General features: G+C 69.0%; 17 protein-coding genes. 12 read left to right on the plus strand and 5 right to left on the minus strand.

Annotated features, from left to right (window positions below):
- Nucleotides 1-216 precede the first annotated feature (216 nt).
- From NRY95_19450 to NRY95_19500, 11 genes are all read left to right on the plus strand, one after another.
- A complete protein-coding gene (locus tag NRY95_19450; GenBank protein UYC15839.1) occupies nt 217-1,488 on the plus strand; it encodes an efflux RND transporter periplasmic adaptor subunit in 1,272 nt (423 codons plus the stop codon).
- Nucleotides 1,489-1,644: 156 nt separating this feature from the next.
- Nucleotides 1,645-2,370: an ABC transporter ATP-binding protein gene (locus NRY95_19455; GenBank protein ID UYC15840.1), complete on the plus strand. Its 726-nt coding sequence runs from the start codon at nt 1,645-1,647 to the stop codon at nt 2,368-2,370.
- A 13-nt stretch (nt 2,371-2,383) separates the two neighbouring features.
- Complete coding sequence (locus NRY95_19460) at nt 2,384-3,715, plus strand: ABC transporter permease (GenBank protein UYC15841.1); 1,332 nt, start codon at nt 2,384-2,386, stop codon at nt 3,713-3,715.
- Between the two features lie 58 nt (nt 3,716-3,773).
- Entirely contained in the window at nt 3,774-4,964 is a 1,191-nt protein-coding gene (locus NRY95_19465; protein ID UYC15842.1) for an FtsX-like permease family protein, read from the plus strand.
- A gap of 13 nt (nt 4,965-4,977) precedes the next feature.
- Nucleotides 4,978-6,276, plus strand: coding sequence for an ABC transporter permease (locus NRY95_19470; GenBank protein UYC15843.1), 1,299 nt, complete (start codon nt 4,978-4,980; stop codon nt 6,274-6,276).
- A gap of 64 nt (nt 6,277-6,340) precedes the next feature.
- Complete coding sequence (locus tag NRY95_19475; GenBank protein ID UYC15844.1) at nt 6,341-7,567, plus strand: ABC transporter permease; 1,227 nt, start codon at nt 6,341-6,343, stop codon at nt 7,565-7,567.
- A gap of 49 nt (nt 7,568-7,616) precedes the next feature.
- The gene (locus NRY95_19480) at nt 7,617-8,918 is read left to right on the plus strand and encodes an ABC transporter permease (GenBank protein UYC15845.1); all 1,302 of its coding nucleotides are present in this window, start codon (nt 7,617-7,619) and stop codon (nt 8,916-8,918) included.
- Between the two features lie 37 nt (nt 8,919-8,955).
- Entirely contained in the window at nt 8,956-10,182 is a 1,227-nt protein-coding gene (locus NRY95_19485) for an ABC transporter permease (GenBank protein ID UYC15846.1), read from the plus strand.
- Nucleotides 10,183-10,199: 17 nt separating this feature from the next.
- Nucleotides 10,200-11,372, plus strand: coding sequence for an ABC transporter permease (locus tag NRY95_19490; GenBank protein UYC15847.1), 1,173 nt, complete (start codon nt 10,200-10,202; stop codon nt 11,370-11,372).
- Between the two features lie 157 nt (nt 11,373-11,529).
- Nucleotides 11,530-12,867 (plus strand): sigma-54 dependent transcriptional regulator, encoded by a 1,338-nt coding sequence (locus NRY95_19495; GenBank protein UYC15848.1) that lies wholly within the window; start codon nt 11,530-11,532, stop codon nt 12,865-12,867.
- Complete coding sequence (locus NRY95_19500; protein UYC15849.1) at nt 12,864-14,216, plus strand: HAMP domain-containing histidine kinase; 1,353 nt, start codon at nt 12,864-12,866, stop codon at nt 14,214-14,216. The genes NRY95_19495 and NRY95_19500 overlap by 4 nt, the downstream gene beginning before the upstream one ends.
- 260 nt (nt 14,217-14,476) lie before the next feature.
- Here NRY95_19500 and NRY95_19505 read toward each other — a convergent pair whose 3' ends face one another.
- Complete coding sequence (locus NRY95_19505; GenBank protein ID UYC15850.1) at nt 14,477-15,442, minus strand: right-handed parallel beta-helix repeat-containing protein; 966 nt, start codon at nt 15,440-15,442, stop codon at nt 14,477-14,479.
- A gap of 70 nt (nt 15,443-15,512) precedes the next feature.
- A complete protein-coding gene (glmU, locus tag NRY95_19510; protein ID UYC15851.1) occupies nt 15,513-16,877 on the minus strand; it encodes a bifunctional UDP-N-acetylglucosamine diphosphorylase/glucosamine-1-phosphate N-acetyltransferase GlmU in 1,365 nt (454 codons plus the stop codon).
- A 143-nt stretch (nt 16,878-17,020) separates the two neighbouring features.
- On the opposite strand from glmU, the gene NRY95_19515 reads away from it, so the two are divergent.
- Nucleotides 17,021-17,404: a GtrA family protein gene (locus tag NRY95_19515; GenBank protein ID UYC15852.1), complete on the plus strand. Its 384-nt coding sequence runs from the start codon at nt 17,021-17,023 to the stop codon at nt 17,402-17,404.
- A gap of 208 nt (nt 17,405-17,612) precedes the next feature.
- Here the strand turns inward: NRY95_19515 and NRY95_19520 are convergent, their stop codons facing one another.
- From NRY95_19520 to atpD, 3 genes are all read right to left on the minus strand, one after another.
- Entirely contained in the window at nt 17,613-18,185 is a 573-nt protein-coding gene (locus NRY95_19520) for a chorismate mutase (protein UYC15853.1), read from the minus strand.
- Between the two features lie 320 nt (nt 18,186-18,505).
- A complete protein-coding gene (locus NRY95_19525) occupies nt 18,506-18,928 on the minus strand; it encodes a F0F1 ATP synthase subunit epsilon (GenBank protein ID UYC15854.1) in 423 nt (140 codons plus the stop codon).
- 174 nt (nt 18,929-19,102) lie between these two features.
- Nucleotides 19,103-20,509, minus strand: a complete 1,407-nt coding sequence (atpD, locus tag NRY95_19530) for a F0F1 ATP synthase subunit beta (GenBank protein UYC15855.1) — start codon at nt 20,507-20,509, stop codon at nt 19,103-19,105.
- Nucleotides 20,510-20,536 lie beyond the last annotated feature (27 nt).

Below are 20,536 nucleotides of genomic sequence, written 5' to 3' on the forward strand. Positions count from 1 at the left end.
CCGCCGTCCCCGGCGCCGCACCCGCTCAGGACGTGGATCGCGGCAACGCGGCCTGTCCCGATCGTCCGCTGCAGCCGCGGACATGGTGTCCGCGAACGTGTCCGCGGACACGCGGACAGCGGCCCGCCCCAATGGAACCCTAACCATTTCAGACACTTGCGATTGGCACGCGGTGTGCTTTGGATTCGTTCATTCTCCACTGCGCCGACCCGACCGATGATCCGCGACACTTCCGCCCAGGACCAGGTTCTCGCCCGCCCCCGCTCCGCCGCCGCCTGGCGCCGCTGGTTCTGGCCCGCGCTGATCGGCTTGGCGGTGCTGCTCGGCATCGCCTTCGCCGCGCGCGGCTGGATCGCCGGCAGCCGCTCGTTCGATGCGCAGCGCGTGCGCATCGCCACGGTCAGCCGCGGCGACCTGGTCCGCGACATCTCCGCCGACGGGCGCCTGATCGCCGCCAACAGCCCCACCCTGTACGCGATCTCCGGCGGCACCGTGACCTTGAAGGTGGTCGCCGGCGACGTGGTCAAGCAGGGCCAGGAGCTGGCCGAGATCGACAGCCCCGAACTGCGCAGCAAGCTCGCCCAGGAAGAGGCCACGCTGGCCGGCCAGGAAGCGGAGGCCGGCCGCGCCGACCTGGATGCGGTGCTGGCGCGCGCCAACGCCAGCAAGCTGGTCGACCAGGCGCAGATCGAGCGGCAGGCGGCCAGCCGCGACCTGGAGCGCTACCAGCGCGGCTACGACGGCGGCGCGGTGCCGGCGGTGGAACTGGCCAAGGCGCAGGATTCGCTGAAGAAGGCCGACATCGCGATGAGCCATGCGCAAAAGGATTCCGGCCTGCAGACCCAGGGGGCGAGCCTGGACGCGCGCAACAAGCGCCTGCTCGCCGAGCGCCAGCGTGCGGTGGTCACCGAGGTGCAGCGCCAGGTCGATCTGCTCACCCTGCGCTCGCCGTTCGACGGCCAGGTCGGCCAGGTGCAGGTGTCCCAGCACACCAACGTCGCCGCCAACGCGCCGGTGCTGAGCGTGGTCGACCTGTCCAAGTTCGAACTGGAGATCAAGGTGCCGGAGAGCTTCGCCCGCGACCTGGCGATCGGCATGCCGGCGCAGCTGACCAGCGGCGCCGGCGAACCGTTCGCCGGCGCGATCTCGGCGGTGTCGCCGGAAGTGGTCAACGGCGAGGTCAACGCGCGCATCCGCTTCACCGACAAGCAGCCGCCGGGCCTGCGCCAGAGCCAGCGCATGAGCGCGCGGGTGCTGCTGGATACGCGCAAGAACGTGCTCAAGCTCGAGCGCGGCCCGTTCGTCGAACAGTCCGGCGGCCGCTACGCCTACGTGATGGACGGCAACTCGGCGATCCGCCGCCCGGTGGAGCTCGGCGTCACCAGCCTGGGCGAAGTCGAGGTACGTTCGGGCCTGCAACCCGGCGACCGCGTCGTGGTCTCCGGCAGCGACCTGTTCGGCGAGGCGCCGCAGGTGACGGTGCATTAGAAGCCGGGATTCGGGACTCGGGATTCGGGATTCGGAAGAGCCCACACCGTGTTATCCGTCTCCCTACCGAAGTTTCAGTTGTCTGTATCGCGCCTGCTTTTCCGAGTCCCGAGTCCCGAGTCCCGGCACCACCACTCCCAGCAAAGGAACCACCTCATGCTCGAAATGCGCTCCGTCTCCAAGGTCTTCCGCACCGAACAGGTCGAGACGCACGCGTTGCGCTCGCTGGATCTGCATGTGCGCGAAGGCGAGTTCGTCGCCGTCACCGGGCCGTCCGGCTCCGGCAAGACCACCTTCCTCAACATCGCCGGCCTGCTGGAAACCTTCACCAGCGGCCAGTACCTGCTCGACGGCCAGGACGTCAGCAACCTCAACGACGATGCGCGTTCGCGCATGCGCAACCAGAAGATCGGCTTCATCTTCCAGGGCTTCAACCTGATTCCCGACCTCAACCTGTTCGACAACGTCGACGTGCCGCTGCGCTACCGCGGCATGGCCGCCGCCGAGCGCAAGCAGCGCATCGAGGACGCGCTGGGCCGGGTCGGGCTGGGGTCGCGGATGAAGCACTATCCATCCGAGCTGTCCGGCGGCCAGCAACAGCGCGCGGCGATCGCGCGCGCACTGGCCGGCAGCCCGCGCCTGCTGCTGGCCGACGAACCGACCGGCAACCTGGACTCGCAGATGGCACGCGGGGTGATGGAACTGCTGGAAGAGATCAACGCGCAGGGCTCGACCATCGTCATGGTCACCCACGATCCGGAACTGGCCGCGCGCGCGCAGCGCAACGTGCACATCGTCGACGGCCAGGCCACCGACCTGCAGCGCGAACCGGTGCTGGGGCATAGCGGCGCGGCGATGCCGTCCGCCGCCGACAACCGCTGAGACAGGATCCGCCATGTCGCTGCCGTACGCCGTGGAACTGGGGTTGAAGGGAGTGCGCAGGCACCCGCGCACGGTGCTGCTCGCCGTGTTCACCCTCGCCCTGGGCCTGGCCTCGGTGATGACGATGCTGACCCTGCTGACGCTGCTCTCGGCCGATCCGCTGCCGGGACTGAGCCAGCAGCTGTACACCGGCTGGGTGGAGTCGCGGCAGGCGCAAAAGAGCAACGACGACATGGAACCCAACCGCCTGCCGCCGTCGCTCTGGAAGCTGGGCGATGCCAAGGCATTCATCGCTGCGCATCCGGATATGGTGCAGACCGCGCTGGCGGCGAGCTATCTGACCGTCGGCGACGAGGACGGCAAGCGGCGGCAGGGCATCTACGGGGTGATGGCGCTCGGCCCGATGCCTGCGCTGTTCGGCGTGCCGCTGCGGCACGGCCGCGCCTGGACAGCGCAGGAGGAACGTGCCGCCACGCCAGTGGCGATCATCGGCCATGCGCTGAGCCTGAAGCTGTTCGGCACCGAGAACGGCGTCGGCAAGCAGATCCGCGTGGGCAAGCACCTGTTCCGCGTCATCGGCATCAGCGACGACTGGCAGCCGCGGCCGGCGTTCTACTTCATCCAGTCGCTGGACACGGTCTGGAACGAGACCAGGATCGAACTGTTCGTGCCGGTGCAGGCGGCGCTGGACGCGGCGGCAACGCCGCTCGTCGAGCAGCAGTGCGACGACAGCTCGCCCGGTGGCGTGCGCTTCAACGAAATCAACGTCGCGGCGTGCCGCTGGATGAACCTGTGGGCGCAGTTGCGTACGCCCGCACAGGTGAATAGCTACCGCGATGCCTTGCTCGCGTTCGCCAGCGCACGCCATGCCGCCGGCATCTACGCGCGGCCGCCACAGGCCACGCTGCACAACGTGCCGGAGTGGCTCGACGCCAATCGGGTGGTCCCGGACAACGTGCGCCTGAACTTCTGGCTGACCATCGCCCTGCTCACCCTGTGCGTGGTCAACGTGGCCGGCCTGCTGGCGGCGCGCTTTTTCAAGCGCGCCGGCGAAATCGGCATGCACCGCGTGCTCGGCGCGCCGCGCGGTGCGGTCTTCGTGCGCTGCCTGACCGAAGCCGGCCTGATCGGATTGCTTGGCGGGGTGCTCGCGTTGCCTGCGACCCTGTTCGGCCTGTGGGTAGTCCGCCTGCAGGATCAGAGCTACAGCACCCTGGCCCGCTTCCAGCCGGAATTGTTCCTGCCCTTGTTGCTGCTGGCCGTATGCACCGGGCTGCTGGTCGGGGTGATTCCTGCATGGCGCGCCGTGCAGCTGCAACCGGCCCTGCAAGTGAAGAGTCTCTGAGAGGGCCCTGATGACGCCGCTTCGCCCCTATCTCGCCCCTCTGCACCGACAGCGACTGATGCCGCTGCTGGTGGTCGCACAGACCGCGCTGGCCTGCGCCATCCTGACCAACGTACTGTTCCTGCTATGGCAGAAGCTGGGGCCGATGCTGGTCCCCGATGGATTGCCGCGCAACGAGCTGGTCCTGGTCGACCAACTGGTCAGCAACAAGGGAAGCTGGAACGCCGCGCAGGTACGCGCCGGCACCGAAGCGTTGCGCGCGATCCCCGGCGTCAAGGCGGTCTCGCCGACGATCGGCCTGCCGATGAGTTCCACGCTGACGATGACCGGGCGCGTCACCGGTCCGGAAGCGACCGAAACAGTGAGCCTGTTCACCGGCGACACGCTGCTCGATGCGCTCGGCCTGCAGCTGAGCAGCGGCCGCGACTTCAGTGCGGAGGAACGCAAGGACATCGATCTGGGCGCACCCGACGTGCCCGGCCAGACCGAAGCGGTCATCATCACCGACGCGTTGGCGCGGCACATGTTCGGCAACCGGCCAGCACTGGGCGGCGTGCTGACCGGCAAGGACCCGCAGGACCCCGCGCGCTTCGTCGTGGTCGGGACGGTCAGGCACCTGCTGCGCTACCAGATCGACGAACTGGACGACGGCAAGGCCGAGTTCTCGATGGTGACGGCCGGCCAGGTGACCGGCGTGCCGATCCTGACCTACGCGGTCCGGGCCACGCCCGAGCAGCGCCAGGCGGTGATCGCGCAGATCCCGCAGCGGCTCAAGCGCATCCTCGGCAACGGCATGATGGAAGGCATCGACATGCGCGTGAGCGACTACGAGTCGCAGCGCGACACGCGGCTCAAGCCGCGTCGGGCGGCCATCTGGCTGTTCGGCACGGTGAGCGCCGTGGTCGCGACGATCACCCTGATCGGCATCGCCAGCCTCAGCGGCTTCTGGATCCAGCAGCGCACCCGCCAGATCGGCATCCGCCGCGCGCTCGGCGCCACGCGCGGCCAGGTCCTGCGTCATTTCCAGGTCGAGAACCTGCTGGTCACCGGCAGCGGCATCGCGCTGGGCATGCCGCTGGCCTACGCCGCCAACCTGTGGCTGCTGCAGCACTACGAGTTGCCGCGACTGCCGGCCGTCTACCTGCCGATCGGGCTGGTCGCCCTGTTGCTGCTTGGCCAGCTCGCCGTCCTCGCGCCGGCGCGACGCGCCGCTTCGATCCCACCCGCCATCGCCACCCGCAGCGCCTGACCCGGAGCCACCCATGTTCGGCTATTACTTCCGCCTCGCCTTGCGCAGCTTCCGCCGCAACAAGGTGCTCACCGCGCTGATGGTGCTGGCCATCGCGCTGGGCATCGGCGCCAGCATGACCACGCTGACCGTGTTCTACGTGCTCTCGGGCGATCCGATCCCGCACAAGAGCGACCGGCTGTTCTACGTGCAGGTGGACGCGCAGCCGAAGGCCGGCTTCCAGCCCGGCGAGGAGCCGGATTTCCAGAACACGCGCTACGACGCCGAAGCGCTGCTGCGCGAGAAGCGGGCCAAGCGGCAGGCGTTGATGACCGGCGGATCGGTGGCGGTGGAACCGCTCAAGAGCGGGCTGAAACCGTTCAAGTCGGAAGTGCGCTTCACCTCGGCGGACTTCTTCCCGATGTTCGACACGCCGTTCCTGTACGGCCATGGCTGGACCGGCACCGAAGACGAGCGCCACGAGCGCGTGGCGGTCATCAGCAAGAAGCTCAACGAAAAGCTGTACGACGGCGCCGACAGCGTCGGCCGCGAACTGCGCATGGACCAGCACACGTTCCGCATCGTCGGCGTGCTGGATACGTGGGAACCCAATCCACGCTTCTACGACATCACCAACACCTACGGCTCGGACGAGCAGGCCTACCTGCCGTTCTCGGTGGCGATGGACCTGAAGATGGACCGCAACGGCAGCATGAACTGCTTCGGCGACAGCAATGGCGAGCCGACCGGACTCAACGCCCCCTGCACCTGGGTCCAGTATTGGGCGGAACTGGAGAGTCCGGCGCAGGTCGCCGACTACAAGGCCTACCTCGAGAACTACTCCAACCAGCAGCGCGCCGCCGGCCGCTTCCAGCGTCCGAACAACGTGCGCCTGCGCAACGTGATGCAGTGGCTGGACCACAACGAAGTGGTGCCGGGCGACGTGCGCCTGCAGCTGTGGCTGGCGATGGGCTTCCTGCTGGTGTGCCTGCTCAACACCGTCGGCCTGCTGCTGGCCAAGTTTCTGCGCCGCAGCAGCGAGATCGGCGTGCGCCGCGCGCTGGGCGCCTCGCGCCGCGCGATCTTCGCGCAGTGCCTGGTGGAGGCCGGCACCATCGGCCTGGCCGGCGGCATCGCCGGTCTCGGCCTGGCCGTGCTCGGGCTGTGGGCGGTCCGCCAGCAGCCCTCCGGCTACGCCAAGCTGGCCCACCTGGATCCCACGATGCTGCTGCTGACCTTCGCCCTGGCCCTGGTCGCCAGCCTGCTGGCGGGCCTGCTGCCGTCCTGGCGCGCGATCCAGGTCGCACCGGCGCTGCAGCTCAAATCCTCCTGACCACGACGCCCGCCGCGACGCGGCAGGCAGACCGCCAACGAAGGTCCCTCACAAGGTTACCGCCATGGACATCCGCCCCATCCTCTCCACCCTGCGCCGGCACAAGACCGCCGCCGCGCTGATCGTGCTCGAGATCGCGCTGGCCTGCGCGATCGTGTGCAACGCGCTGTTCCTGATCGGCAACCGCATCGAGACCCTGCACCGGCCCAGCGGCATCGCCGAATCGGAACTGGTGACGATCTCGCTGGGCGGCATCGGCCAGCAGGTCAATGCCGCCGCGCGCACCCGCGAGGACCTGGCCGCGTTGCGCGCGGTGCCGGGCGTGCGCAGCGCGACCGTGCTCAACCAGGTGCCGTTCGTGCACTACTCCTGGAACACCAGCCTGTCGCTGACTCCGGACCAGGAGCGACCCACCCTCAATGCGGCGCAGTACATGGCCGAGGAAGGCACGCTGCAGACCCTGGGCCTGCGGATGGCGGCCGGGCGCGACTTCACGCCCGACGAATACCTGGATCTGGAAACCGCGCAAACCGACAAGGAAGTGCAGAAAAAAGGCACCGCCATCATTCTCAATCGCGCCACAGCGGAAAAGATGTTCCCCGGGCAGAACGCCCTCGGGAAGACCGTCTATACCGGGCCGGTGGCCGCACGCGTGGTCGGCATCGTCGAGACGCTGGCGCGGCCGACCGCGAGCAGCGGCCTGGCCGAGATCGACTACGCGATGCTGCTGCCGCTGCGCCTGAGCTACACCGACGGCCTGTACGTGCTGCGGGTCACCGACCCGGCGCGGCGCCAGGAAGTGCTCGCCGCCGCGACCGCGGCGCTGATGAAGGTGGACAACAGCCGGCTGGTGCTCAAGCAGCAGACCTACGCCGAGATCCGCGACGCCTACTTCCAGGGCGACCGCGCGATGGTGTGGCTGCTCGGCGCGGTGTGCATCGCGTTGCTGATCGTGACCGCGCTGGGCATCGTCGGCCTGGCCAGTTTCTGGGTGCAGCAGCGCACCAAGCAGATCGGCATCCGCCGCGCGCTCGGCGCCACCCGCGGGCAGATCCTGCGCTACTTCCAGACCGAGAACTTCCTGCTGGCCAGCACCGGCATCGTGCTCGGCATGCTGCTGGCCTACGCGATCAACCAGTGGCTGATGGGCAAGTACGAGTTGCCGCGATTGCCGCTGTACTACCTGCCGTTCGGCGCGGTCACGCTGTGGCTGCTCGGCCAGATCGCGGTGTTCGCGCCGGCGCGCCGCGCCGCGGCGGTACCGCCGGCCGTGGCCACGCGCAGCGCTTGAAGCGTCCCCTTGGCCGGCGTCAAGCCGGCCCTTTTTCCCAGGACTCCCGATGTTCGGCTACTACTGCAAACTGGCATTGCACAGCTTCGGCCGCAACCGGCTGCTGACTGCGCTGATGGTGCTCGCCATCGCCGTGGGTATCGGCGCGTCGATGACCACGCTGACCGTGTTCCACGTGCTGGCCGCCGACCCGATCCCGGGCAAGAGCCGGCAGCTGTTCTATGTGGAAATGAATGTCTATCCGGACGACAAGTACGAACCCGCCGGCGAAGAGCCGCTGCAACTGACCCGCCGCGATGCCGAGGCGCTGTTGCGCGACAAGCGCGGCGACCGCCAGGCGATGATGTCCGCCGGCGGCGTCACCGTGGTGCCGGCGCGCGCGGAGCAGACTCCGTTTTCCGTGGAGGCGCGCTACACCAGCGCCGATTTCTTCCCGATGTTCGCCGTGCCGATGCGCTACGGCCATGCCTGGACCGCCGAGGACGATGGCCGGCGCGCGCGGATCGCGGTGATTTCGCGGCATCTGAACGAGCAGGTGTTCGGCGACATCGACAGCGTCGGCAAGGACCTGCAGATCGGCGATACGGTGCTGCGCATCGTCGGGGTGACCGACGACTGGAGCATGAACCCGCGTTTCTACGACATGACCAACGAGACCTACGCCGACAGCGAGGACGTGTTCGTTCCGTTCTCCACCTCGCGCGATCTGGAACTCGGCAGCAGGGGCACGATGGATTGTTGGGGCGACAGTCCGAACGGTCCGAACGGCGAGAACGCCCCCTGCGTGTGGATCCAGTATTGGGTCGAACTGGGCGATGCCGGCAAGCAGGCCGCTTACCGCGACTATCTCGACAGCTACGCGCGCCAGCAGCACGATGCCGGCCGTTTCAGCCACCCGGCGGACGCGCGCCTGAGCGACGTGATGACCTGGCTGGACCGCAATCATGCGGTGCCTGCCGACGTGCGCCTGCAACTGTGGCTGGCGCTGGTGTTCCTGGGCATCTGCCTGCTCAACACCGTCGGCCTGATGCTGGCCAAGTTCATGCGCCATGGCGGCGAAATCGGCGTGCGCCGCGCGCTGGGCGCGTCGCGGCGGGCGATCTTCGCCCAGCACCTGGTGGAGGCCGGGATGATCGGCGCGGCCGGTGGAACGCTCGGCCTGCTGTTCGCCTGGATCGGCCTGTGGCTGGTGCGGCGGCAACCGGCCGACTATGCCGGGCTGGCGCATATGGACGGCAGCATGCTGCTGGTCACCCTGGTGCTGGCGTTGGTCAGCAGTCTGCTGGCCGGCGCGCTGCCGGCGTGGCAGGCCATGCGCGTACAGACCGCGCTGCAACTCAAGTCGCAATGACGCGCCGCGCGTCCTCATTCCCCCCAGGAACAATCCCGTGCATATCCGCCCCATTCTCTCCAGCCTGCGCAAGCACAGGATCGCCGCACTGCTCATCGTGCTGGAGATCGCCTTCAGCTGCGCGGTGGTGTGCAATGCGCTGTTCCTGATCGACCAGCGCCTGGAACGCATGCAGCGCCCCAGCGGCGCGGCCGAGCAGCAGATCGTGCAAGTGCGCATCCGCAGCGTGGCCAGGAACGAAGACAGCGCCGCGCTGACCCGCGAGGATCTGGATGCGCTGCGCCGGATCCCCGGCGTGAGCAAGGCCAGTGCGATCAACCAGCCGCTGTTCGGAACGACGGTCACGTTCAGCGGCATTTCGCTCAGCGCCGACCAGCAGCGCAGCACGATGCGCGCGACCAACTACATGGGCGACATGCAGTTGCTGGACACGCTGGGACTGACCCTGATCGCCGGCCGCCGTTTCCACCCCGACGAGTTCCTCGACTATGCGCGGCTGCAGGATCCCAACGACACCGGCACGCTGCCGTCGGTGATCGTGAGCCAGGCACTGGCGCAACGCCTGTTCCCGGACGGCACCGCGCTGGGCCGCACCATCCATGTGTTCGGCGAGCACCGCATCGTGGGCATCGTGCAGCGCCTGGTGCAGCCGCGCGACTTCGGTACGCCGGCCGACTACCAGGACGCGATGCTGCTCCCGGTCAACATGCCCTATACCAGCGGCACCTACCTGCTGCGGGTGAACGATCCGGCGCAGCGCGAAGCGGTGCTGCAGCAGGCGCGCAGGGTGCTGTTGGCGCACGGGCCCAGGCGCATGATCCAGGACAAGGGCACCATGACCGCGGAGCAGGCGCGCTCGCACTACTACCGCAACGACCGCGCGATGGCCTGGCTGCTGGTCGCGGTGTGCGCGATGCTGCTGCTGATCACCGCGCTGGGCATCGTCGGCCTGGCCAGCTTCTGGGTGCAGCAGCGCACCAAGCAGATCGGCGTGCGCCGCGCGCTCGGCGCCACGCGCAGCCAGGTGCTGCGCTATTTCCAGCTGGAGAACTTCCTGCTCGCCAGCGCCGGGATCGGCCTGGGCATGCTGCTGGCCTACGCCGCCAACCTGTACCTGATGAGCGCCTACGAACTGCCGCGGCTGCCGCTGTGGTACCTGCCGGTCGGCGCGCTGGCGCTGTGGCTGCTCGGCCAGCTCGCGGTGCTCGGGCCGGCACGCCGCGCCACCCGCGTGCCGCCCGCGGTCGCCACGCGCAGCGCCTGAGCGAATCGCTTCGGATCATGGATCGATTGCTGATCTCGCCGTACAGGCACCCGCTGCTGGCGATGCTGATCGTGCTGCAGATGGCGCTCGGCTATCCGGTGCTGCTCGCCATGGGCACGCTGGCGTCGCAGGCGCATGCGCGGATGCACGCCTCCAGCGGCATCGACGACGATGCGCATCTGCTGACGCTGCGCCTCAACGGCCGCGTGTCCGGGACGGAAGCGCAGCGCGAGGCGGCGGCATTGCGCGCGATCCCCGGCGTCCTGCACGTGGCGGCGATCAATCAGCTGCCGTTCGGACCCGAGCACTGGAGCACGCTGATGGGACCGCGCGCCGACGGCGCCGGCGGACAGTTCCGCGTGACCACCTACCTCGGCGGTCCCGGACTGCTGGCGGCGCTGGGCCTGCGCCTGCAGCGCGGCCGCGATTTCGCCAGCGACGAGTACCGCGACCTCCCCTCGCCCACCGCGCTGGACCTGGCGCAGCGGGTGATCCTGACCCAGTCGTTGGCAGCGAGGCTGTTCCCCGGCCGCGACGCGGTGGGGCAGGCGGTGTATCTGGGCGGCCGGCCGCCCGCGCAGGTGGTCGGCATCGTCGAGCGGCTGCGCGCGCCTGGCACCGGCGACGAGGACGGCGCCATCCTGGCGCTGCGCTTGCGCGACGACGGCGACGCGCTGTATGTGCTGCGCATCGCGCACGGCGATCCGACGCAGCTCCGCGCGCGCCTGGGGGCGGATGCGCAGCGGATCGCGGCGGGGCGGATGCACGAGCTGGGCAGCGCCGGCGAACTGCGCTCGCAGCAACGGCGCCTGCATCGCCAGCGGCTGATGCTGCTGGCGGCAGGTGCGGCGCTGTGGCTGCTCGCCACGACCGCGACGGTCTACGCCATCAGCGAGCTGATGGTGCGCCAGCGTTACCGGCAGATCGCGCTGCGTCGCGCGCTGGGCGCGCGTGCGGCGCAAGTCCGCCGGCAACTGCATCAGGAAAACCTGCTGCTCTGCGGCCTGGGCGTCGCCATCGGCGCGGGCGTCGCCGCGCTGTTGCGCCGGGTCCTGCCGGAGGCCGCAGCGCTGTCGCCGCCGCCGCTGTCCGCCCTGGTCGTCGCCTTGCTGTTGCTCGCGGCCGGCTGGCTGGCGATGCGCGGACCGGCCGTTCGCGCGGCGCGGCTGTCGCCTGCGGCGTATCGCTGATGCGCATGCGCGTGGTTGCCATATCGCGCGGGCCCGCGATGGCATCGGTCGCACGCCGGCGGCGGCTGGCGCACACGACAAGCCACACCGGGGCTGCGATGATGCCGCTGCGTCCGGCATTCACCCGTTCCGCCCAAGCCATCCGACAAGGTTCCCGATGCCCTGCATCCTGATCATCGACGACAACCCCGCCGTCGCCACCGCGCTGGAAGTGCTGTTCTCCCTGCACGACATCGAGACGGTGCATGCGGACAGTCCGGAGGCCGGGCTGCAGCGCCTGGCAGAGAGCGATATCGATCTGGTGCTGCAGGACATGAACTTCACCGCCGATACCACCTCGGGCGAGGAAGGCGTGGCGCTGTTCGATGCGATCCGCGCGCGCCATCCGGACCTGCCGGTGATCCTGTTGACCGCCTGGACCCAGCTCAGCAGCGCGGTGGAACTGGTCAAGGCCGGCGCCGCCGACTACCTGGCCAAGCCCTGGGACGATCGCAAGCTGCTGACCACGGTCAACAACCTGCTGGAACTGTCCGAAGCGCGGCGCGAACTGGAGCGGCGCCGCGACGGTGAACGCCGCCATCGCCAACAGCTGGCGCAGCGCTACGACCTGCGCGGCGCGGTGTTCGCCGATCCGGCCAGCGAACGCGCCATCGCCCTGGCCTGCCAGGTCGCGCGCTCGGAACTGCCGGTGCTGATCACCGGCCCCAACGGCAGCGGCAAGGAGAAGATCGCCGAGATCGTCCAGGCCAATTCGCCGGTGCGGCAGGGCCCGTTCGTGGCGCTGAACTGCGGCGCGATTCCGGCCGAGCTGATCGAAGCGGAATTGTTCGGCGCCGAGGCCGGCGCCTACACCGGCGCCAACAAGGTCCGCGAAGGCAAGTTCGAGGCCGCCGACGGCGGCACCCTGTTCCTGGACGAGATCGGCAACCTGTCGCTGGCCGGGCAGATGAAGCTGCTGCGCGTGCTGGAAACCGGCCGCTTCGAACGGCTTGGCTCCAACCGCGAGCGCCAGGTCAAGGTGCGGGTGATCAGCGCCACCAATGCGGACCTGACGACGATGATCCGCGACGGCACATTCCGCGAGGATCTGTACTACCGGCTCAACGCGGTGGAGCTGTCGCTGCCGGCGCTGGCCGACCGGCCCGGCGACATCCTGCCGCTGGCCGAGCACTTCCTGTCCGGCGCCAAGCCGCTGTCGGCCGGCGCCGCCCAGGCGCTGCAGCGGCATGCCTGGCCCGGCAACGTGCGTGAGCTGCGCAACGTGATCCAGCGCGCCGAGCTGCTGGCCGGCGGCCGCCAGATCGAGGCCGCCGACCTCAACCTGCCCAAGCCCGCCGCGCAGCGTCCGGCACCCTGCGCCGAACCGGACCGCGAGCGCATCGTCGCGGTGCTGGGCCGCGCCAACGGCGTCATCGCCCAGGCCGCCGCCGAGTTGGGCATGAGCCGGCAGGCGCTGTACCGGCGCATGGACCGCTACGGAATCCCGCGCGAATGAAATGGCGCCGTTCCTTCACCGTCGGCCTGTTCCTGCGCCTGCTGCCGGTGCTGGCGCTGGCCGCGGCGATGCCGTGGCTGCTGGCGTACTGGATGGACCGCGGCTGGGAAGTGGTGACCTTCTCGGCGCTGTCGCTGCTGGCGCTGATGTGGTGGACGCTGCGCCGCGCCACCGCACCGATGCGCTCGCTGTTCCGTGCCCTGGCCGGCACCGTCAGCAGCTACCGCGACGGCGAATACAACTTCGGCGTGCACTGGCGCGGCGACGACGAACTGGGCGAGATGGTCGCCGCGCATCGGCAGCTGGGCGACATCCTGCGCGAGCAACGCCAGGGCCTGGCGCAACGCGAACTGATGCTCGACACCATGGTGCAGAACACGCCGGTGGCGATGCTGCTGACCTCCAAAGGCGGCGACGGCCTGCGCCGCGTGGTGTTCTCCAACCTGGCCGCGCGCAAGCTGCTGCACGGCGGCTGGAAACTGGAAGGCCAGCGCCTGGACGATCTGCTGCTGGGCATGCCGCCGGCGCTGCGCGAGGCGGTCGCGCGCGGCGGCGACAGCCTGTTCACCATCGACGACGAGGAGGATCCGGAAGAGGAGCAGGTCTACCATCTGTCGCGGCGCCGCTTCCGCCTCAACGGCCGCCTGCACGAACTGCTGCTGATCCGCCTGCTCACCGCCGAACTGCGCCGCCAGGAAGTGCATACCTGGAAGAAGGTGATCCGGGTGATCAGCCACGAATTGAACAACTCGCTGGCGCCGATCGCCTCGCTGGCGCATTCCGGCGCCGAGCTGGTGCGGCGGCAGAAGGTGGAGCGGCTGGAGGAAGTCTTCGGCACCATCGAGGAGCGCGCGCGGCACCTGGAAGGCTTCATCCGCGGCTATGCGCGCTTCGCCAAGCTGCCGCAGCCGCAGTTGCAGACCGTGCACTGGGCGCAGTTCCTGGGCGGGTTGCAGCAGCAGATCCCGTTCGCGCTGGAACTGGAAACCCCCGACCTGCACAGCCGTGTCGATCCGGCGCAGTTGCAGCAGGCGCTGCTCAACCTGGTCAAGAACGCGCACGAATCCAGCCCCGAGGGCCTGGCGCCGGCCGACAGCGTGCGCATCCGCGTCTCCACCCGCCCCGAGTGGCTGCGTATCGAGGTGCTGGACCGCGGCAGCGGCATGAACGAAGCGGTGCTGCACAACGCGCTGATGCCGTTCTATTCGACCAAGCGCAACGGCACCGGCCTGGGCCTGGCGCTGACCCGCGAGATCGTCGAAGCGCACGGCGGCCGCCTGTCGCTGCAGAATCGCGACGACGGCGGACTGTGCGTGGCGGTGCAGTTGCCGCTGGCGTCGGCGAACTAGCGCGTTTCGATCCAGACGATGCCACCCGATGGCGCCACTGTGGGAGCGACTTCAGTCGCGACGGGCTCTACCGGTAACGCCCATCGCGACTGAAGGGCACCTCTAATAACCTCGATTCTAAAAATTTCGCACTATGCGCATCAATGACTTGCGAGCGTTTTAGTCGAGTTTTTGTGGGTTATTAGAGGTGCCCTGAAGTCGCTCCCACAAATTCCCTCATCGCGCTGCACGCCGCAGATTCGCCGTTGCGGCACGCAGGTTCACTCGTGCACGGTGCCGCTCTCGACGATGCGGGGCGTATTCAACGCCCCGCAGGCGTCGTCGGCGCCGGTCGTGGCCGTCGCCGGAATCGCGCCGTAATAGCCGGCGCCGACGGTGTTGTCGACGAAGCGCCCGCCGCGCGACGGGCATTCGTGCTGGTCCGGATCGAACCAGTCGGAGAACGCGGCGTACTTGCCGGCACGCACGAAGTGGTTGCCGCGCACCATGGTCCCGTCGGACGCATCGCGGGTGCGCACCACGTCGCCGTTGACGTCGGTGAAGCTGTTGCCTTCGACCGTATTGCCGGTCGAATGCCGCGCCAGATACAGCGCATGGATGTAGCCGGAGGTTTCCTTGCTGTTGTCGATCGCGCTGAACTGGTTGTCGGCGATCACGTTGTCGCGCGAGTTCTGCAGGCGGATCGCCGCATACGAATACGCCGGATCGCCCCGGCCGTGGATGCCGCCGATGCGGGTGAAGCGCATGCCGCGGATCGCGTTGCCGGCGTTGCCGTCGGCGGCCGCGTTGCCGCTGCCAAGGTCCAGCGCCATCCAGTAGTTGCTGACCTCCAGGCCGACGAACTGCAGCTGGGTGCGCTGGTTGCCGCCGCCACGCAGGGTGAACCAGGTGCCGCCGCCGCGTCCGTCGAACAGCGGCATCGTCGCCGCGCCGGCGGCGGCGGCGGCGGCGATGCGCAGCGGCGCGCCGTTGCGGAAGGTCCAGCGCACCGACTGGCCCAGGTAGGTCCCGGGCGCGACCACGATCTCCACCTCGGTGGTCGGCGATTGCGCCTGCAGGCGTTGCTGCGCCGCAGCCAGGCTGTGCAGCGCGGTCGCGGCACTGGTCCCGGCCGCGGCGTCGTCGCCGTCCGGCGCCAGGTACAGGCGAAAGGTCTGCGCCTGCGCGGCGCCCGCCGTGGCCAGCAGCAACCCCAGACCCCAGCACCGCGCGCGTCGTAGCAGCATCGAACACCTCCGTGGACTGTCGCCGCTGGCGACGTGCCTGGCCAGCCGCGCCAGCGCAGGCGCGCCGCCGCTATTTCTTCTTCGGCCGCTTCCAGTCTGCGTGCGTGCTCTGCCGCACCCGCGCCACGGTGAGCTGCCCGGCCGGCGCGTCGCGCGTGATCACCGACCCGGCGCCGATGGTCGCCCCCGCGCCGATCGCCAGCGGCGCCACCAGCGCGCTGTTGGAGCCGACGAAGACGTCGTCGCCGATCGTGGTCTGCGACTTGTTCACGCCGTCGTAGTTGCAGGTGATGGTGCCGGCGCCGATGTTGACCCCGCTGCCGATCGTCGCATCGCCCAGATAGCTCAGATGATTGGCCTTGCTGCCGACCCCGAGCACCGCCTTCTTGGTCTCCACGAAGTTGCCGATGTGCACGCCGTCGGCCAGCACCGTGCCCGGCCGCAGCCGCGCGAACGGACCGATCAGCACCGCGCCCTCGGTGACCACGCCTTCCAGGTCGCAGTGCGCGCGCACTTCGGTGCCCGGTCCCAGCACCACGTCCTTCAGCCGCACGAACGGGCCGATGCTGACCCCGTCGCCCAGTTCCACCTCGCCTTCCAGCACCACGTTCACGTCGATGCACACGTCGCGGCCCACGCGCACGCGGCCGCGCTGGTCCAGCCGGTTCGGATCGAGCAGGTGCGCGCCCTGCTCGCACAGCGCACGCGCCGCGCGCAGCTGCCAGGCGCGCTCCAGCTGCGCCAGCTGCCACGGGTCGTTGGCGCCTTCGGCCTCGATCGGATCGGCCACCAGCACCATCTCCGCCGGGGTGAATTCGGCCGCGGCGGCGGCGAACACGTCGGTGAGGTAGTACTCGCCCTGCGCGTTGTCGCTGCGCAGCTGCGCCAGCCAGCGCTTGAGCGCGGTGGATTCGGCGGTGACGATGCCGGTGTTGATGATGCGGATGCGGCGCTGTTCGTCGTCGGCCTCCTTGTGCTCCACGATCGCCGCGACCTTGCCCGCCGCGTCGCGCACGATGCGGCCATAACCGCTGGGATCCTCGGGTTCGGCCACCAGCACCGCCAGCCGCCCCGGCGAATGCAGCAGGCGCAACAAGGTATCGGCGCGGATCAGCGGCACGTCGCCGTACAGCACCAGCACGGTGGCCGCATCCGGCACCTCGGCCATCGCCTGCTGCACCGCATGCCCGGTGCCCAGCTGCTGCGCCTGCTCGGCCCACAGCAGATCCGGCTGGTCGCCGAAGGCCGCGCGCACCGCGTCGCCGCCATGGCCGTAGACCACATGGATCGCCGCCGGCTGCAGCTGGCGCGCGGTGTCGATCACATGCGCCAGCATCGGCCGGCCGGCGATGGGTTGCAGCACCTTGGGCTTGGCGGACTTCATCCGCTTGCCCGCACCGGCGGCGAGGATCACGACGTGCAGCGGCAGGCTCATGGGGGCGGTTCCATTCCGGGTAGACGAAGATTCTAGAGGCAGCCGTGGATGCGTGCCGCGACGGCACGGCATCGCGATGCCGCGGCATTTACATCTGCGTGGCAGACGCTAGCATGCGCGCTTGATCCCAAGCCAAGGCTGCCATGAGTCTGCTGCGCCAGGGCGGTCAATTCGTGCTGATCGGATTGCTGCAACTGCTGATCGACTGGAGCGTGTTCGTCGCGGCGACCGCTGCCGGCATGCCGCCGATCCCGGCCAACGTACTCGGCCGCGTGTGCGGCGCCCTGCTCGGCTTCTGGCTCAACGGCCGCATCACCTTCGCCAGCGGCGACGGCGCGCGGCTGGGCTGGTCGCGCTTCGGCCGCTTCATGGCGGTGTGGATCCTGATGACCCTGCTCAGCACCTGGCTGGTGGCGCTGTGCGTGGACGCGCTCGGCCTGCGCCTGGCCTGGCTGGCCAAGCCGGTGGTCGAGGGCCTGCTGGCGGTACTGTCGTTCTTCGTGGGGCGGCATCTGGTGTATCGCTAGGCGGGCTGGGCGCGGACATCCGCCCGCGGCATGCCGGACACTTGTGGCAGCGACTTCAGTCGCGACGGGCTCTACCGGTAAAGCCCGTCGCGACTGAAGTCGCTCCCACAAAATGAAGGCAGCTTCAGCCGATAGCTGGCCTGCACGCGCTCGACGGCGCAGGCCGCATGCGGGTGCAATCGGCACGACTGCCGCCCGCTGGCCTCGCTCAGCGGCAGAAATCGCCCAGGCTGCGCACCAGCGCGGTGCGGTGGACCTGGTCCAGCTGCCAGCGCAGCGCATAGGCCTCGGCCGCGCGCGCGGTCGCGGCCGGGCAATCCGGCGCCTGCCGGGTCGCGGCATTGGCCTGCAGCGCGTCGAGCATCTCGCCCTGCAGCCGGTCCAGGCGCGCGCGCAGCGCGGTCAGGTCCGGACGCGGCTGGTCGGGCGCGCGGCCGCGCAGCCGCCAGCGCTCCAGCAACTGGTACTGCACCAGCTTGTTGGACTCGATCTGCATGCCGAAGAAGCGCGTCGCATCGTCCGCATCCACGCCGTGCGCCGGCGCCTGCTCGCGCACGCTGGCCAGCACCGCGGCTTCGCGCGTGGCGTCCAGCACCGGCTTGCCGCTGTCCCATTTGCTCAGCGCCACCTGGTCGCCGATCGCGTTGCGCTCGACGATACGGTCGAGCAGCGGTTCCAGCGGGGTGGCGCTGCGCGCAGGCATCGCGCAGCCCAGCATGGCGGTACCGGCCAGCAGCGCGCTCAGCACGCGCGGAAGGGGGGCAGCGACGGAAGCGGTCATCGGGTCTCTCCTGAAAAACCGTCTGCATGGGGAAGGAAGCCGCAGATCGGGCGGCCATCTTGCCGAAGGCGCTCGACGTTTTCATTGCATCGCGCCGCGCCTGACGCGCGCCGGCGCCGCCGAGTCAGCGGCGATAAAGCCTGCGCCGTGCGCGGCGTCACTGTTGCGCGGCGATGCCGGCGCTACGCGCGAGACGGCAGCTGCGCTCCTCGCCGCCGCGAAACGGCGCGGCGCGCAGAACGTGACCCCCAAACGAAAAACGCCGGCAGTCGCCGGCGTCTTCGTCGCATGCCTGCGCCAGACGGCGCGCGCCGCAAGATTCAGTGCTTGAGGTTCTTGCGCAGGCGCTCCAGCGCCTGCAGCTGCGCGGTGACTTCCGCCAGCTTGGCCTGCGCCTCGGCCACGTCGATGCCTTCGCCACGGTTGGCCAGCATGCGCTCGGCGTCTTCCTTGGCCTTGCGCACCGACGCCTCGTCGATGTCCTGCGCGCGGATCGCGGTGTCGGCCAGGATGGTCACCACCTGCGGCTGCACCTCGAGGATGCCGCCGGAAATGGCGAAATCCAGCTGCTCGCCGCTGGCGGTGGTCACCACCACCTTGCCGGGCTTGAGCCGGGTGATCAGCGGCGCGTGCTTGGGCGCGATGCCCAGCTCGCCCAGCTCGCCGGTGGCGACCACCAGGGTCGCTTCACCGTGGTAGATCTCGTGCTCGGCGCTGACGATGTCGCAACGGATGGTGCTCATGGTGCCTCACTGGGTGAGGCGGGAATCGGGAGCCGGGAATCGGGAATGGGAGAAGCGAGCTGCCTTCTCTTAACCACTACGCGATGCCTCGGATGCCACGTGTCCCGCCTTTGCGATTCTCGATTCCCGATTCCCCATTCCCGGATTCCGGCCGCCACGCGGCCGGGATCCAGATCAGGCCTTCTCGGCCATCTTCTTGGCCTTCTCGACCGCTTCTTCGATGCTGCCGACCATGTAGAACGCCTGCTCCGGCAGGTGGTCGTACTCGCCTTCGACGATGCCCTTGAAGCCGCGGATGGTGTCCTTCAGCGACACGTACTTGCCCGGCGAGCCGGTGAACACTTCGGCCACGTGGAACGGCTGGCTGAAGAAGCGTTCGATCTTGCGCGCGCGCGACACCGACTGCTTGTCCTCTTCGGACAGCTCGTCCATGCCCAGGATCGCGATGATGTCCTTCAGTTCCTTGTACTTCTGCAGGGTCATCTGCACGCGGCGGGCGGTGTCGTAGTGCTCGTGGCCGATCACGTTCGGATCCATCATGCGCGAGGTCGAATCCAGCGGATCCACCGCCGGGTAGATACCCAGCGAGGCGATGCTGCGCGACAGCGCGACGGTCGAGTCGAGGTGGGCGAAGGTGGTCGCCGGCGACGGGTCGGTGTAATCGTCCGCGGGCACGTACACGGCCTGGATCGAGGTGATCGAGCCGGTCTTGGTGGAGGTGATGCGCTCCTGCAGCACGCCCATTTCCTCGGCCAGGGTCGGCTGGTAGCCCACCGCCGACGGCATGCGGCCCAGCAGCGCCGACACTTCGGTCCCGGCCAGGGTGTAGCGGTAGATGTTGTCGACGAACAGCAGCACGTCCTTGCCCTTGCCGTTCTCGTCCTTCTCGTCGCGGAAGTACTCGGCCATGGTCAGGCCGGTCAGCGCCACGCGCAGGCGGTTGCCCGGCGGCTCGTTCATCTGGCCGTACACCATCGCGACCTTGTCCAGGACGTTGGAGTCCTTCATCTCGTGGTAGAAGTCGTTGCCCTCGCGGGTCCGCTCGCCCACGCCGGCGAACACGGACAGGCCCGAGTGCGCCTTGGCGATGTTGTTGATCAGTTCCATCATGTTGACGGTCTTGCCGACGCCGGCGCCGCCGAACAGGCCGACCTTGCCGCCCTTGGCGAACGGGCACATCAGGTCGATGACCTTGATGCCGGTTTCCAGCAGCTCGGTGGCCGAGGACTGGTCCTCGTAGCTCGGCGCGGCGCGGTGGATTTCCCAATGGTCGGTGGCCTGCACGTCGCCGGCCTCGTCGATCGGGCGGCCCAGCACGTCCATGATCCGGCCCAGCGTGCCCGGGCCGACCGGCACCGAGATCGCGCGGCCGGTGTTGGTCGCCACCAGGTTGCGCTTGAGGCCGTCGGTGGAGCCGAGCGCGATGGTGCGCACGATGCCGTCGCCCAGCTGCTGCTGCACTTCCAGCGTGATGGCCGTGCCTTCGACCTTCAGTGCGTCGTAAATCTTCGGCACATCGGCACGCGCGAATTCGACGTCGACGACCGCGCCGATGATCTGAACGATCTTGCCCTGACTCATTTGGATAACTCCACTAATGTCTATGCG

It is taken from the genome of Xanthomonas campestris pv. phormiicola (assembly GCA_025666215.1).
GTDB lineage: Bacteria > Pseudomonadota > Gammaproteobacteria > Xanthomonadales > Xanthomonadaceae > Xanthomonas_A > Xanthomonas_A campestris_A.

Bases quoted from the DNA above. Each gene is read 5' to 3' on its own strand.
- NRY95_19450 (UYC15839.1), top strand. From the start codon at position 217: ATGATCCGCGACACTTCCGCCCAGGACCAGGTTCTCGCCCGCCCCCGC.
- NRY95_19455 (UYC15840.1), top strand. From the start codon at position 1,645: ATGCTCGAAATGCGCTCCGTCTCCAAGGTCTTCCGCACCGAACAGGTC.
- NRY95_19460 (UYC15841.1), top strand. From the start codon at position 2,384: ATGTCGCTGCCGTACGCCGTGGAACTGGGGTTGAAGGGAGTGCGCAGG.
- NRY95_19465 (UYC15842.1), top strand. From the start codon at position 3,774: ATGCCGCTGCTGGTGGTCGCACAGACCGCGCTGGCCTGCGCCATCCTG.
- NRY95_19470 (UYC15843.1), top strand. From the start codon at position 4,978: ATGTTCGGCTATTACTTCCGCCTCGCCTTGCGCAGCTTCCGCCGCAAC.
- NRY95_19475 (UYC15844.1), top strand. From the start codon at position 6,341: ATGGACATCCGCCCCATCCTCTCCACCCTGCGCCGGCACAAGACCGCC.
- NRY95_19480 (UYC15845.1), top strand. From the start codon at position 7,617: ATGTTCGGCTACTACTGCAAACTGGCATTGCACAGCTTCGGCCGCAAC.
- NRY95_19490 (UYC15847.1), top strand. From the start codon at position 10,200: ATGGATCGATTGCTGATCTCGCCGTACAGGCACCCGCTGCTGGCGATG.
- NRY95_19495 (UYC15848.1), top strand. From the start codon at position 11,530: ATGCCCTGCATCCTGATCATCGACGACAACCCCGCCGTCGCCACCGCG.
- NRY95_19500 (UYC15849.1), top strand. From the start codon at position 12,864: ATGAAATGGCGCCGTTCCTTCACCGTCGGCCTGTTCCTGCGCCTGCTG.
- NRY95_19505 (UYC15850.1), bottom strand. From the start codon at position 15,442: ATGCTGCTACGACGCGCGCGGTGCTGGGGTCTGGGGTTGCTGCTGGCC.
- glmU (UYC15851.1), bottom strand. From the start codon at position 16,877: ATGAGCCTGCCGCTGCACGTCGTGATCCTCGCCGCCGGTGCGGGCAAG.
- NRY95_19515 (UYC15852.1), top strand. From the start codon at position 17,021: ATGAGTCTGCTGCGCCAGGGCGGTCAATTCGTGCTGATCGGATTGCTG.
- NRY95_19520 (UYC15853.1), bottom strand. From the start codon at position 18,185: ATGACCGCTTCCGTCGCTGCCCCCCTTCCGCGCGTGCTGAGCGCGCTG.
- NRY95_19525 (UYC15854.1), bottom strand. From the start codon at position 18,928: ATGAGCACCATCCGTTGCGACATCGTCAGCGCCGAGCACGAGATCTAC.
- atpD (UYC15855.1), bottom strand. From the start codon at position 20,509: ATGAGTCAGGGCAAGATCGTTCAGATCATCGGCGCGGTCGTCGACGTC.